The organism is Paenibacillus sp. PvR098, assembly GCF_017833255.1.
In the GTDB taxonomy this organism is placed as follows: domain Bacteria; phylum Bacillota; class Bacilli; order Paenibacillales; family NBRC-103111; genus Paenibacillus_G.
Genome location: NZ_JAFIBU010000001.1, coordinates 557,245 through 571,781, shown reverse-complemented (window position 1 = coordinate 571,781; position 14,537 = coordinate 557,245). Strand labels below are relative to the sequence as shown.

Annotated in this window: 13 protein-coding genes; all 13 read right to left on the bottom strand. The window is 49.9% G+C overall.

Annotated features, from left to right (window positions below; genetic code table 11):
• Window positions 1–6 precede the first annotated feature (6 nt).
• Window positions 7–819, bottom strand: a complete 813-nt coding sequence (gene sleB, locus JOE45_RS02825) for a spore cortex-lytic enzyme (protein WP_210021629.1) — start codon at window positions 817–819, stop codon at window positions 7–9.
• Between the two features lie 117 nt (window positions 820–936).
• Complete coding sequence (locus JOE45_RS02820) at window positions 937–3,495, bottom strand: FtsK/SpoIIIE family DNA translocase (protein ID WP_210021630.1); 2,559 nt, start codon at window positions 3,493–3,495, stop codon at window positions 937–939.
• A 74-nt stretch (window positions 3,496–3,569) separates the two neighbouring features.
• Window positions 3,570–3,800, bottom strand: coding sequence for a YlzJ-like family protein (locus JOE45_RS02815; protein ID WP_210021631.1), 231 nt, complete (start codon window positions 3,798–3,800; stop codon window positions 3,570–3,572).
• On the bottom strand, window positions 3,797–4,534 hold the full coding sequence (locus JOE45_RS02810) for a ClpP family protease (protein WP_210021632.1): 738 nt from the start codon (window positions 4,532–4,534) through the stop codon (window positions 3,797–3,799). Before JOE45_RS02810 ends, JOE45_RS02815 begins: the two co-directional genes overlap by 4 nt.
• Window positions 4,535–4,701: 167 nt before the next feature.
• Window positions 4,702–6,378 carry a ribonuclease J gene (locus tag JOE45_RS02805; protein ID WP_210021633.1) on the bottom strand — a complete coding sequence of 559 codons (1,677 nt, stop codon included), beginning with the start codon at window positions 6,376–6,378 and terminating at the stop codon, window positions 4,702–4,704.
• 209 nt (window positions 6,379–6,587) lie between these two features.
• Window positions 6,588–7,463, bottom strand: a complete 876-nt coding sequence (dapA, locus tag JOE45_RS02800) for a 4-hydroxy-tetrahydrodipicolinate synthase (protein WP_210021634.1) — start codon at window positions 7,461–7,463, stop codon at window positions 6,588–6,590.
• Between the two features lie 13 nt (window positions 7,464–7,476).
• Complete coding sequence (gene dapG / locus JOE45_RS02795; protein WP_210021635.1) at window positions 7,477–8,703, bottom strand: aspartate kinase; 1,227 nt, start codon at window positions 8,701–8,703, stop codon at window positions 7,477–7,479.
• Between the two features lie 101 nt (window positions 8,704–8,804).
• Complete coding sequence (locus JOE45_RS02790) at window positions 8,805–9,842, bottom strand: aspartate-semialdehyde dehydrogenase (protein WP_210021636.1); 1,038 nt, start codon at window positions 9,840–9,842, stop codon at window positions 8,805–8,807.
• 42 nt (window positions 9,843–9,884) lie between these two features.
• On the bottom strand, window positions 9,885–10,478 hold the full coding sequence (locus JOE45_RS02785; protein ID WP_210021637.1) for a dipicolinate synthase subunit B: 594 nt from the start codon (window positions 10,476–10,478) through the stop codon (window positions 9,885–9,887).
• Window positions 10,479–10,495: 17 nt separating this feature from the next.
• On the bottom strand, window positions 10,496–11,377 hold the full coding sequence (dpsA, locus tag JOE45_RS02780; protein ID WP_210023450.1) for a dipicolinate synthase subunit DpsA: 882 nt from the start codon (window positions 11,375–11,377) through the stop codon (window positions 10,496–10,498).
• 223 nt (window positions 11,378–11,600) lie between these two features.
• Entirely contained in the window at window positions 11,601–12,089 is a 489-nt protein-coding gene (gene dut / locus JOE45_RS02775; protein ID WP_210021638.1) for a dUTP diphosphatase, read from the bottom strand.
• On the bottom strand, window positions 12,049–13,299 hold the full coding sequence (locus JOE45_RS02770) for a M16 family metallopeptidase (protein WP_210021639.1): 1,251 nt from the start codon (window positions 13,297–13,299) through the stop codon (window positions 12,049–12,051). Before JOE45_RS02770 ends, dut begins: the two co-directional genes overlap by 41 nt.
• A gap of 67 nt (window positions 13,300–13,366) precedes the next feature.
• Window positions 13,367–14,398 carry a polysaccharide deacetylase family protein gene (locus tag JOE45_RS02765; protein ID WP_210021640.1) on the bottom strand — a complete coding sequence of 344 codons (1,032 nt, stop codon included), beginning with the start codon at window positions 14,396–14,398 and terminating at the stop codon, window positions 13,367–13,369.
• Window positions 14,399–14,537 lie beyond the last annotated feature (139 nt).

Here is a 14,537-nt window from a genome sequence, read left to right as displayed (position 1 = left end):
GATGCTTTATTTGCAGAAAATATGTTTTCCGATTTGTTTGACTTGAGGTCGAGTCCAGATCCAAGGTGACGTTGCGGTTACCGGATTGAAATAATAAAGGCATCCTCCAGAAGGATCCGAACCGTTCAGTGCATCTTGAACGGCTTTGCGCGCTGTATCATTCGGGGTCAGCCATATTTGTCCATCGGCCACCGCGGTGAAAGCTCTCGGCTGGAAAATCACGCCCGAAACGGTATCCGGGAAAAGTGGCGAATTCACGCGGTTGAGGATAACGGCAGCTACCGCGATTTGGCCTACATAAGGCTCCCCCCGGGCCTCTCCATAAACGGCGTTCGCCATAATGTTGAGATCCTGCTGAGATAATCCATGGCGAGTCGACGGCGTCATCCCTGTTGGTGCTGCCGCCTGTCCACCGCCTGCAGGCGCGCCACCGCCGCTAGAGTCTTGACCTTGCCGGCCACCGCCAGCAACCCATGGGGGCAAATCCTCAGCTTTAGGCTTCCATGCCTTCGTCGCTTCCCAAAGCTTCAGCTTTGTTTTGTCTCCCGCAATCCCGTCAACCTTTAACCCAAACTCGGATTGAAACCATTTCAGCGATCTCAAGGTCTGATAGCCGAAATCACCGTCCACCCGCCCTTTATAAAAACCTAAAAACTTAAGTCGCCCTTGAAGCTCATACACATCCGCAGTGGTGGAAGCGCCATAACGGATTTCGTTCTTGCTAAACGTTTGCTCCGAGCTCAGGCGATGCCTGAGCTCAAAACCGGCAAACAAGACAAAGATCAAACAGAACGTAATAACAATCAAACGTTTATTCATTGTACGAATTCTCACCTTTCTCACGTCGTTTTTGATAACCTTTTTAGGGTTATTATGAGAAAGGGAGTCAGCTTCTATTCAAGGAGACGGGAATAGATTAGCGTTTACGTTCATTCATTAAGAGCTCATGCGGTTCAACTGGTACTGCTCAAGGGATACAAGCACCTCTCGAGGTTTGCTTCCCTCGTAAGGGCCGACAATACCGCGGGCTTCCATCGTATCGATCAACCTGGCTGCACGCGTGTAGCCGACACGCATCCGGCGCTGCAGCAGGGATACGGACGCTTGCTTTGCTTCGAGTATGATTTGAACAGCCTGATCGTACAGCGCGTCCTCAAACTCATTCTGATCCTCCTGTTTTTCTTCCACATGAGGCACCATGTCCTCTACATATTCCGCCTGTCCTTGGGTCCGCACAAAGTTTACGACAGCTTCCACCTCAGGATCGGACAGGAAAGCCCCCTGTACACGAACAGGCTTAGAAGCGCCCATCGGTAAATAAAGCATATCTCCACGACCGAGAAGCTTCTCAGCCCCAACGGAATCGAGGATGGTCCGCGAATCCACCTGAGACGATACCCCAAAGGCAATCCGAGAAGGAATATTCGCTTTGATGACGCCTGTGATAACATCGACGGAAGGGCGTTGTGTAGCGATGATCAGATGAATCCCCGCAGCACGCGCCATCTGTGCAAGGCGACAAATGGCATCTTCTACATCGTTCGCTGCGACCATCATCAAATCCGCGAGCTCGTCCACGATGACGACAATATACGGAAGCGGCGCCCCCGTCTGCGTCTCCAGCAGCATGGCATTATAGCCCTCGATGTTACGTGTGCCGCTTTTGGAGAACAGTTCATACCGTTTCTCCATCTCCACAACAACCTTCTTTAACGCCAAGGAAGCACGCTTCGGATCCGTAACAACCGGAGCCAGCAGATGAGGAATCCCGTTATACACATTGAGCTCGACCATCTTAGGATCAATCATCAGAAATTTCACTTCATCCGGCTTCGCTTTGTACAGCACGCTTGTAATGATCCCGTTGATACAGACCGATTTGCCCGAACCGGTAGCACCAGCAACGAGTAAATGCGGCATGCGCGACAGATTGCCGACAATCGGCTGACCAGAGATATCTCGTCCCAGTGTAATAGACAATTTTGAGGCGGCTTCTTGGAACGTAGGGCTTTCCATGACCTCTCGCATCGTCACGACAGATACCTCTGTATTCGGCACTTCAATGCCGATGGCCGACTTACCGGGAATCGGCGCTTCCATCCGAATGTCCTTGGCAGCTAACGCAAGCGCAATATCGTCCGTCAAGCTGACGATGCGGCTTACCTTCACACCAACATCCGGTTGTATTTCATACCGAGTTACTGCAGGACCACGAACGACCTCGAGCACCTTGGCTCTTACACCAAAGCTTTCCAGCGTCGCTTCCAGCTTACGAGCGACCGCTTTGTAATCAAGCGAATCTCCGCTTTTGCCAGAAGACGGTTTGGTCAAAAGCTGAAGAGAAGGAAGCTCATAAGGAATATCCAAAGGCTTATTCTTAATATCGAAATCTTCCGGATTTCCTTCACTTTCCCCCGATTCTTTCGTGGCCTGTTGAGAAACCTTAGAGTCAGCGGACTCTCCCCCGTGTTTTGTGGCATGCACCGTTTCATGCTTCACCTGCTCCTGGAAATCCCGGATGACAGGGATGGCAGGATCATGTGTTACAACTACCGGTGCCTCAGCATCCTGCTTAGATGACAGCTCAGCTTCTTCCCTGGAATACACGGTCTTCATTTCTTCCTCCGCATCGGAAGAACTATCCATTGCGATCGAAGACGAATTCTTGCCGGAGGATTTATTACGGCCTTTGACGGGATTCAACAATTCAAAGAAAAGAGCGCCCTTTCTTCCAGGCTCACGCTGTTTCTTCTCTGGCTTCAGTGTTTCCTCGTCATATTCTTCATCCGGTTCCGGAACGTAAACAGCAGCCGGTTTTTTTTTCTTCTCCCCGCCAGCGGCCGCTTGCTTCCGGTGATGGCGTTCTTGCAGCTTACGTTTTATGTACTGGCCAAGTAGCGTATCGACAAAAGGCTTTCGGCCACCCATCCGATTGAGTACATCTCCCAGCGAAAGGCCTGTCATCAGCAGGAATCCGGCGATGAACATCGTGTACTGAATCAGCCGGGCTCCCAGATTATCAAACAAATAGTACAGAACGGAGTATAGGAAGGCTCCGATCATCCCGCCACCTACCCCGGCTGTCAATATTTCTTGGCCCTGCATTGTCGGCTCCAGCCCGTCAACCATGCTGATCCACGTTTGCGACCATATTTGGCCCGCAGTAAACTCGGCCTTCTCATACAGCTGAGCGAACAAACTGATATGACTCATCAGCAACAGCGAAAGAACGATTAGCAGAAGACCCCCTTTACGGGAGGTTCTCCATATCGGCCACCCCCGCTTCATCATCGCATACAGGGCTGCGTATATAAACACAAGCGGAATGACGAAATCCCACGTTCCGATCAGAAACCGAAACAGATAAGTTAATGCACGGGCTACCGAGCCTTCACGGGATAAAGCGATAATCGACAATGTCAAAATGAGAATTCCGTACAGCTCAAATTTCAAATTCGTTTTAAGTCCTTTGCCCCTCTTCCTCTTCTTGGACAAGGCCGCTCACCCCCGAAGACTCATTATACCATAAACTGGGGCGAAGCTGAACGAGGGGAATGTAAATTCGGTCCTTAGCCCTGCAGCACCGGTTGAAACTCAATCAAACTGCCGGGCGCGTACTGCGGATTCAAGTAATCCTGCGGGTTGCAGCTGATTAAGCGAACAATGGTCGCCTGCTGGGGGTTGATCGGTTGAACCTGCATTGTAATCCCATTTATGACGATTTCAACTGTCCTTGCAAAATTTTCATTATCTATACCTTCCATCACGGCTTCAAGCGGAAGCACCGTATAATGAATCATTGAATCATCCCCCCTGCTTGGGTTTTGCGCCGCTCTTCAATGATCCCATTCAGCTTTTTGATGGCTTCTCCCAAACCGCCTATCGCGTCGATCAATCCGTACCTAACAGCATCCGATCCGATTACGGTCGTTCCGATATCTCGGGTGAGCTCTCCCGTTTTGAACATCAGCTCTTTGAATTTTTCTTCCTCCACTCTGGAGTGGCGTGTGACAAAACGAATGACGCGCTCCTGCATCTTATCCAGATACTCGAACGTCTGAGGCACTCCGATCACCAATCCATTCAGCCGAATCGGATGGATGGTCATCGTCGCCGTTTCTGCAATGATGGAGTAATTGGCTGAGACCGCAATCGGAACCCCGATGCTGTGACCTCCGCCTAGTACCAAGGTGACGGTCGGTTTGGATAACGTAGCAATCATCTCTGCGATCGCAAGTCCCGCTTCCACATCACCGCCAACGGTGTTCAAAATAATCAATACTCCTTCGATTTTCGGATTTTGCTCAGCCGCGACAAGCTGCGGGATCAAATGCTCATATTTCGTCGTTTTGTTTTGCGGCGGAAGGACAAGATGCCCTTCGACCTGTCCAATAATCGTCATGCAAAAGATATTGGACTCGTTGCTCGGAACATTCGTTTGCCCCAATTGCTGGATAGTTTCCACCGTACCGTTCTTTCTTGCGTCATCCGCTACTGGCTGTGTCTGCTGCTTTTGATTATTGTCAGCTTCCATGTCACATTCCCCCTAAGGTGCTAAAATCTCACCTTAGTATGGTACAAGATCGTAAAACTATGCGCGGATACATATAAAGACCGCCTTGCGTCGATTATCGACACAGGCGGCCTTTTTCATGTAAGTGACATCTATTTAGTTAACGGTGCTATGACTGGTGGACCGCTTCAGACTTCCATAATAATAGGGAGAATCATCGGTCTTCTTCTGGTTTGTTCATATAAAAATCGTCCAAGTGCGTCCTTCACATGAGTTTTTAGAGACGCCCACTCGTTTACATTTTCATTCATTAAGCGATGCAGCGTGCTGGTCACGATGCGATTCGCTTCCTCAAGCAGTCCTTCCGACTCACGCACATATACAAAACCACGTGAAATGATGTCCGGACCGGACAAAATAGCACCATCCTGCTTGCTGAGGGTCACCACAACAACTAGAATGCCGTCCTGCGACAGCAGTTTGCGGTCACGCAGTACAATGTTACCAACATCGCCCACACCAAGACCGTCAATCAGAATGTTGCCAGCAGTGACTTTGGATCCCTTGCGCGCCACTCCATCTAAAATTTCTACCGTATCACCGTTGTCCACGATGAAAATATCCTCCCGCGGTATGCCAACGGACTCGGCCAGCATACCGTGCTGTCTAAGCATCCGGTACTCCCCGTGAATCGGTATGAAATATTTAGGACGCATCATGTTCAGCATCAGCTTCAGCTCTTCTTGGCTTCCGTGACCTGAAACGTGTACGCCTGTGATCGAGCCCGGTCCGTAAATCACATGAGCGCCTATACGCATTAGTTCATCCACTGTACGTCCCACGTAACGTTCATTGCCCGGAATCGGAGTCGCAGCGATAATAACCGTGTCTCCCGGTAAAATGTCCACCTTACGGTGCGTAGAACGCGCCATCCGTGTAAGGGCTGACATCGGTTCGCCTTGCGAACCGGTTGAAAGTATCGCGACGCGATCCGCAGCAAGTTTATTCACTTCTTCCGGTTCGATCAGCATTCCGTCCGGAATGCGTAAATATCCGAGCTCGCTAGCGATACCGACTACATTCACCATGCTGCGGCCGATCACAACAAGCTTCCGGCGAGTGCTCTCGCAAGCTTCGACGACCTGTTGAATCCGGTGAATATTCGAGGCGAAGGTCGCAATGATAACACGCTGCTTCGCTTTGCGAAACACCTCTTCAATCTCCGCACCGACACTCCGCTCGGAACCGGTATAGCCCGGACGCTCCGCATTGGTACTGTCCGATAGCAGCGCCAATACACCTTTTTGACCGATGGCCGCCATCCGGTGAAGATCAGCATACTGCTCATTTACCGGCGTTTGATCGAACTTGAAGTCTCCGGTATGAACGACATTTCCTTCCGGTGTTTCCAGACACACTCCGACGGAATCCGGAATACTGTGATTCGTTTTAAAGAAAGTAGCAGTCATGCAGCCCAGCTTCAATTCTGAATCGGACGTAATAACGATTCGTTTCGTTTCGCCAAGCAGACTTGCTTCCTTTAATTTCGTTTCAATGAGTCCCATGGTCAATCTCGTACCGTAGATTGGCACATTCAAATGCTTCAACACGTAAGGCAATCCGCCAATGTGATCCTCATGTCCATGGGTGATCAGAATACCCCGAACTTTATCGCGATTTTCCGTCAGGTAGGAAATATCCGGAATGACGATATCGATTCCGAGCATGTCCTCCTCTGGAAATTTCAATCCGCAGTCAACCACAACAATATCGTTCGCGTATTGCACAACATACATGTTCTTTCCGATTTCCCCTACGCCGCCCAAGGCGAAAATCGATAATTTGTCTATATTTTTCTTGGACAATTACATAAACCTCCTCTTATTAATTGACGACGATTCAGATATGAGCCTTTAAACCAAAAATATACCGCACCAGTCACTTGCCACCATTATACATGAACAAATTAACCATTTACAAGCTGATAAATATCACGCCATTAAACAATAGTATTCATAGTTGTTTCCCAAAAAAAAAAATCGATGCCAGAATGGCACCGATTCATTCGAAGACATCATTCAAACAAGGAATCAATGAATTGTCCTTCTTGTTCGGTAACATTCACGAGCGGCAAACGTACGCCCCCCGCCGGCATTCCTTTGAGATGAAGCGCATGCTTCACCGGCGCCGGATTCGGCACGCGATGTGGACAGAAGAATAATCCTCTGAATACCGGAAGTAATTGGCCGTGAAGCCGTGCTGCCCCTTGGACATCTCCCTGTAAATAACATTTTATCATATCTTTCATTTCTTTTCCAATCACATGACTGGCGACGCTAATGATACCATGTGCTCCCACCGACATCGCCGGAAGTGCAGCACTGTCGTCACCGCTGTAGACAAGGAATCCCGGAGCACCCCCACTGACGATCTGGGTCAGCTGATCCGTATCCGCACAATCCTTGGTGGCGACGATATTCGGAATATGTGACAAACGAATCGTCGTATCGGCATCGATATTTACTCCTGTACGTCCAGGAACGTTATACAAAATAACCGGAATGTTTACCGATTCGGCGATCGCTTTAAAATGCTGATACAAGCCTTCTTGAGAAGGACGATTATAATACGGAGCAACCAACAGCAGCGCATCTACGCCAAGCTTCTCCGCCTCCTGGGATAAATGGATGGAGTGCGCTGTATCATAGCTTCCCGTTCCCGCTATAATTTTACAGCGGCCCTTGACATGATTCACAGCGGTCCGGAAGAGCTCGAGCTTCTCTTCCTCTGTAAGCGTCGGCGATTCTCCGGTTGTACCGCAAACAACAAGGCTGTCGCTTTGCTGCTCATCGATAAGATAGTCGATCAATTTCTCGAACCCCGCCATGTCTACCCTAAGGTCGGTATCAAAGGGCGTTACCATTGCCGTTATAAGTCTTCCAAAATCCACGACAAAACTCCTCCTACTTAGTTGTTCTGTGTAATTTAAACTGCTTGTGCAGCGCTCTTACGGCTTTGGCCATGTCCTCCTCCTGAACTAATACCCAGATGGTGGCATTAGAGTCCGCGGACTGCAAAATTTGTACGTCTTCTTCCGTCAGTGCTTCGACAATATGTGCCATGATGCCCGGAACGCCGTTCATCCCGCCGCCGATGATCGACACCTTGGCGCAATTCGACGTAATTTGCGGCGTTAACCCCAATTCCATCAGTGTATTAGCTGCCCGATTGGCCTCATAGTCAAATACCGTATAAACAACTCCCGAAGGATTCACGTTAATAAAATCGACACTGATCCGTTGACGAGCCATCGCTTTAAAAACGTTAAGCTGAAGATCATAGCTACCTTCCTTCGCCGATACGCGAATCTGTGAGATGCCTGGTACGTGGGCGATGCCCGTAACGAACCGGTCATGTACCGATCCCGCTTCTCCCTTGATCGCATCGGAATGAGTTACAAGCGTGCCCGGGTCTTTCGAGAACGTGGACCGTACACGCACAGGGATGCCGGCATGCATCGCTATTTCCACCGCTCTCGGATGAATGACTTTGGCGCCGAGATGCGCCATATTACATATTTCCATATACGATACGACAGGCAGCGGCTGCGCGTCGGCTACAATACGCGGATCAGCCGTCAAAATTCCGCCTACGTCGGTAAAGATATCGACAATTTCTGCCTTAAGCGCAGCGCCCAGAGCGGTTGCGGACGTGTCACTGCCTCCGCGTCCCAACGTCGTGAAATCGCCATCTGCCGTCTCACCTTGAAATCCGGCAACAATGACAACGTTTCCCTGCTCCAGCAGTCCAAGGATACGCTCTGGCTTGACGGATGCGATTTGGGCGTTCCCGAAAACATCGTTGGTTTGAATCCCGGCTTGCGCTCCGGTTAAAGCTGACGCCGGTACGCCTGTCGCGTTCAACAAGCTGCATAGGGTGGCCGCCGAAATGAGCTCTCCGCAGCAAAGCAGTATATCCTTCTCTCTGTCCGGCAGACTGTCGCCGTTCTGATGAATCCATTCCAGTAAAGTATCCGTTGCATAAGGTTCACCCTTACGCCCCATAGCCGATACGACAACAACTAGCTTGTATTCTTGCTTCAAAGCATCCTGAATATGCTCGATAACGTGTGCTCTGGCTTCGACTGTGGAGAGGGACGTGCCTCCGAATTTCTGCACCATGATCTTCATAAAGATCTCCCCTTCTCGATTAGCCCATCTGAGATATAGCAAAAACCAAGCTTCCCGCATCATAACAGGAAGCCGATTTGAACACCAATGTAGTTCAATAATTATTTTTCGATTGCAATGTACTCCGCGATTTGTACCGCATTCCAAGCGGCGCCTTTCAACAGATTATCGGATACGATCCACATGTTCAGCGCCCGCGGATTGCTCAGGTCACGGCGTACGCGTCCAACGAACGTCTCCAGCTTACCGGTCGCCTCCGTTGCCAGCGGATATAACTGCTGCTCCGCATTGTCCTGCAGGATGATTCCTGGTGCTTCTGCGAGCAGGTTCTTTACTTCCTCAACATCAAAGTCGCTCTTCAGCTCGACATATACCGACTCCGAGTGCCCGTAAACGACTGGAATACGCACGCATGTAGCGGTCACTTCCAGCGATTCGTCGCCCATAATTTTTTTCGTTTCATTGATCATTTTCATTTCTTCATAAGTAAAGCCGTTATCCACGAATTTGTCGATTTGTGGGATGGCGTTAAACGCGATTTGATGCTTAACCGGCAGCGAGCCTACAGGCAAAATTTGAGGCTCTACAGGCTGGCCGTCGAGTACAGCACGGGATTGGCGCAGCATTTCGTTAATCGCACTGGCCCCTGCACCCGATACAGCTTGATATGTGGAAACGATAATGCGGGAGATACCGTAACGGTCGTACAACGGCTTTAATGCCTGAACCATTTGGATCGTCGAACAGTTCGGGTTGGCAATAACGCCCTTGTTCTCATTAATCTTATCGATGTTCACTTCCGGCACCACAAGCGGAGTTTCCGGATCCATCCGGTAAGCGCTGGTGTTATCTACGCATATCGTACCGTGCTTGATCGCTTCCGGTACGAGCGCGCGGCTGACGTCGCCCCCTGCGCTGAACAAAGCGATATCTACATTACGGAAGCTTTCCGGCTTAGCTTCTTCAAGCGTAATTTCTTGACCTTTAAAATTAATCTTCTTACCTGCTGACCGTGCAGAAGATAGAAGCTTGAGCTCACCTATGGGGAAATTCCGCTCGGACAACAAACGGATAATTTGTTCTCCTACGGCACCTGTTGCGCCCACTACTGCGACATTAAACAATTTTTGATTCGACATGTGTTCGTCTCTCCCCTATGATGAAATAAATAAGATGTATGATCAGTAATTAAACCGTTCAATCAGCATCGGCTGCAGCTGCTTTCCTTGTAGCGCCGCTTCGCACGTTTCCATGATCAAGTCCATGCGGGCTACAAGCGAATTCGGCTTGGCCGCCGGATTATCCTGTCCGAAAGGCACGAAATAAATATTCTTTGTAATGAGCAGCTTCCCTACGTTCATGGCATTCAGGCCCAAGCCGTCATTTGTCGAAATGGCCAGCACCAGGGGCCGCCCGTTGCGCATTTGTGCCTTCGCGGCCATTAGTACAGGGCTCTCGGTCATGGCATTCGCCAATTTGCTTGTCGTGTTCCCCGTACAAGGAGCGATCAACAGTACATCCAGCAGCTTCGAAGGTCCGAGCGGTTCTGCATCTACAATTGAAGAAATAATATCATTTCCTGTGATCTGTTTCAACTGTTTTTGCCAACTTTCCGATGTGCCGAAGCGCGTATCCGTAGTCATGATCGTATTTGATACAATAGGTACCACCTTTGCTCCAGCATTCACAAATCGCTGAATTTGCGGCATCACTTCCTCAAAGGTGCAGTGAGAGCCTGTCAGAGCATACCCTACCGTGATATCCTGCCAATTCATTTTTACTCATTCCTCCCTTAATTTGCATCCTCCATGATGATCCGTGTAATTGTGTCGGCTATGATCCGTCCTGCAGTCTTCGGCGCAACAATGCCGGGAAGCCCCGGAGCAAGTATCGCCTTTATGCCCCGTTTCTCGGCAAAACGGAAGTCCGTCCCTCCAGGCTTTGAGGCAAGGTCTATAATGAGTGCACGATGAGGAATATTCGCTATGATCTGGGCCGTGACGATCATGGACGGAATAGTATTAAAAAGCAGGTCGACATGAAAAACGTTCGCGATCAGATCTTTCGTGTAGAAAGGGTTCATTCCCATCTCCGAAGCCCGGGCATAATATTCCGGTTTATTCACACCTACCCTTACATTCGCACCCATACCCTGAAGCGTCCTGGCAAGCGTTACTCCTGTCCTGCCAAAGCCTAGCACCATCGACTCAGAACCATGAATCGTAATATCCGTATTTTGAATAGCCATCATGATGGCGCCTTCGGTGGTCGGTATGGAGTTGTAAATGGCCACATCATCTCGGTCGAATAGCTCCACCAGCTCTATTCCCTCCCTGGAGCAAAGCTCGCGTAGATAAGGCTTCGCCATACCGGCAAATACCTTGGCCTTCTTCGGGAGTGCAGCTATATGTTCACCCTCTAGACGCAATTCCTTCGATGCAAAGAGACTTTCCACATGACCGTAGTCATCCGTACCTACAGCAGGCAAGATAACGGCATCCATTCCCTCAAGAGCCTCAGGTGTCAACTCTGCCTTGGTGATTCCGCTGGACCCGTTTTGCAAATTGTCGAATCCGATAAGTACTACGGTAGCGTCCAGCTCGGAGCATTTATGAATGACTTCGAGCTGGCGGGCATCACCGCCGATCAGCGCCACTTGAATCCCGGTAAGCATCATTCTCACCTCTTTCTAAGTCGCTTTCGATAAATCATCTTATGCGTGAGCCCAAAGATGGGTTCCATAGCCCTGCTAAGGAATACAGGGAACGCATTGCAAATAGCTTGTTGATGCCGATTGCCGGGGACATCAACATGCACGCCACTGAACAGCAAAAAAGCGTCCTCCCGTACCCAGCCTAAGCCGGAAACGGAAAAACGCTTATTCTCAAAATATGCTATTATTTGGTTCCCGTGTGCCCGAACCCGCCTGCGCCGCGTACCGTATCGTCCAGTTCTTCCACTTCCGTAAGGCGGATTTGCGGTACCCGTTGGAACACCATTTGCGCGACTCTTTCCTTCCGCTCAATGATGAACGGCTCCAAACCGTGGTTAATCAGCAGCACCTTTACTTCGCCGCGGTAGTCCGCATCGATCGTGCCAGGGCTGTTAAGGGAGGTGATGCCGTGTTTGAATGCCAGCCCGCTTCGAGGCCGAATCTGCGCCTCCAGCTCTCCCGGCATTGCCAGTGCGAAACCGGTGGGAATGAGCGTCCTAGCCCCCGGCTCCAGCGTCACAGGCTCGCTTACCGCTGCGTACAAATCGAAACCGCTGGCTAGCTGCGACATTTTCTGCGGGAGGGGGATATCCTCATTCCCCGGGAGCCGCTTGATTTGAACATCAAATGCATTAGACAAGCTGATCCCTCCCGAAACCTGAGATGGCTTCATCCGTTTGGCCAACCATAGCCAATGCGAAAGGCTTGGCAAACAGGCTTGCCGTCAGCTCCTGAATGTGCTCTAACTCCACCTTCTCAATTCGATCAATCATCTCATCCAGGCTGTAATGCCTGCCCAGCATCAGCTCGTTCTTGCCAAGCCGGTTCATTCGGCTGCTGGTGCTTTCCAGACTCAGAATGAGACTGCCTTTCATCTGTTCCTTGCCTTTTTTTAGCTCCGCTGGAGTCAATCCGTTCGACTTCAAATCGGAGAGCAGTTCCATCGTAACTTTAAGCACCTCATCCGTCTGCTTGGGAGCCGTTCCAGTGTAGATTGTGAACATGCCCCCATCCTGATAAGAGGTATGGTAAGAATATACAGAGTATGCAAGTCCGCGCTTCTCACGAATTTCCTGGAACAAACGGGAGCTCATCCCCCCGCCAATCGCATTGTTCAGCAAAATCATGGCATAGAGCTGCTCAGCCTTAGCAGAAAACCCGGGGAATGAAAGGCAAATATGGTTCTGTTCCGTCTTTTTCTGATGATACTGAAGATCGCTGTTAAATCCGAGAGGCGACACGGTACGATCCCCGCCTTGAACGGCGAACCCCCCAAAATGGCGTTCGATCAGTTCTACGACGTCGTCACCTACATTACCGGCAATGCTAATCACCGTGTTCTCAATGGTGTAGCGCGATCTCATATAATCCCTAAGTGTATCCGAATTCATGGCCGCCAAGTTATCCTGCGTACCGATAATCGTATATCCGAGCGAATGGTTGCCGAAAACCGCTTTGGCAATCAAATCATGTACCATATCGTCCGGCGTATCCTCATACATGGAGATTTCCTCATAAATAACGTTCTTCTCTTTTTCGAGCTCTTCGTGGTCGAAGGTAGAACGGAAAAACATATCCGACAACACTTCCACCGCTAACGGAAGATGCTCATCCAGCACTTTGCAATAATAGCAGGTATATTCTTTGGATGTGAATGCATTCACGTTGCCGCCGATGCCGTCAAAAACCTCAGCGATCTCCTTTGCCGAGTATTTATCCGTGCCCTTGAATAGCATGTGTTCGATAAAATGAGAAATACCGTTGTTGGTTTCATTTTCATCCCGAGATCCGGTTTTGACCCAAATACCGAAAGCCACCGAGCGGCCCGTCGGAATCTTCTCCACCACAACTCTCAGCCCATTGTTAAGCGTGTATTTGTTCAAGCTATTGAGCCTCCTTAAGTCCTGCTATGTATTGATACGCCAAAAAGATAATATTTAAATATTAACATTAATGCTCAGCCGACTCAACTTTGGGGACCCGGTCAGGGGAAATGATATCGCTCACAGTGCCGATCTGAAGCCCTTTAGACTTGATGGCGCGAATCATTCCCGGGAGCGCTTTGCTGCTGGAGGAAGTCGGATGCATGAGAATGAGAGAACCCGGTTCAATTCTGGTCTCGATTTTACGGACGATACTGGATGGATCAGGGTTTTTCCAGTCTACCGTATCAAGCGTCCAAAGAATCGTTCTTAGCTTCATCCCGTGTGCCACATCCACAGTCATTTGATTGAAATCCCCTGAAGGCGGTGCGAAGAGCTTATTGTCCACACCGAGCTCATCCCTCAGCAATGTTTCAGTTTTACTGATCTCAGAGGCCGCTTGTGCCCGGCTTAATTTACTCATATCCTTGTGGGAATACGCGTGATTAGACATCTCATGTCCCTGCTCCATAATCGTACGCGCCATGGGGATGTTCTTACGAAGCCACGATCCGTCAAAAAAGAACGTTGCTCGCACATTTTCTTTCTTCAACGTATCCAATATAGCTGGCAAATACTCCTCTCCCCAAGCAACATTGATCATAAAGGCAGCCATTGGCTTATTCGGGTTACCCTTGTAGATGGGATGGGGTCCAAGCTGATCCAGGCTAATTTGCGGAGGAACCTCCCTGATAACGAGCTTGGGCGGATTCGGAAACGATTGACGCTCAGCAAGCTGCAGCGTTCTTTCCACATCGACCTCAAGTCCGTTATAGCCCGGAATCGCCTTCCAAACCCGATCGACGATCGCATTAACTGGAGCGACGTTAAACCGCTTTGCTTCCGCTTGAATCTGCTCGAGCATCTCTGCCTTGCGGACATCCGGATCCTCACGCCACACCTGCCGGGACAGCTGACTGAGGGGAGAGTCGATCAGGCCCACCGCGGCGCCATTCTGTATCGCATGCTGCACAAACCGTTCCACCTGAGGGGATTGCTGAACCAGGACGAGCATTATGCCGAAGCAAACTGCAGCGAACAACAATTGATAGCGTCTCATTTACATTCTCCTGTCGTTCCTCGTTTGTCCCATTCATATGTTTTTCTGGACAAGGTTAGAACCAGCAGGACCATCAGGCAAAACAAAAAAGAGACAGACTGCTCTGACTCTTTCTTCGTTCCCGCTTGATTAAGCTAGA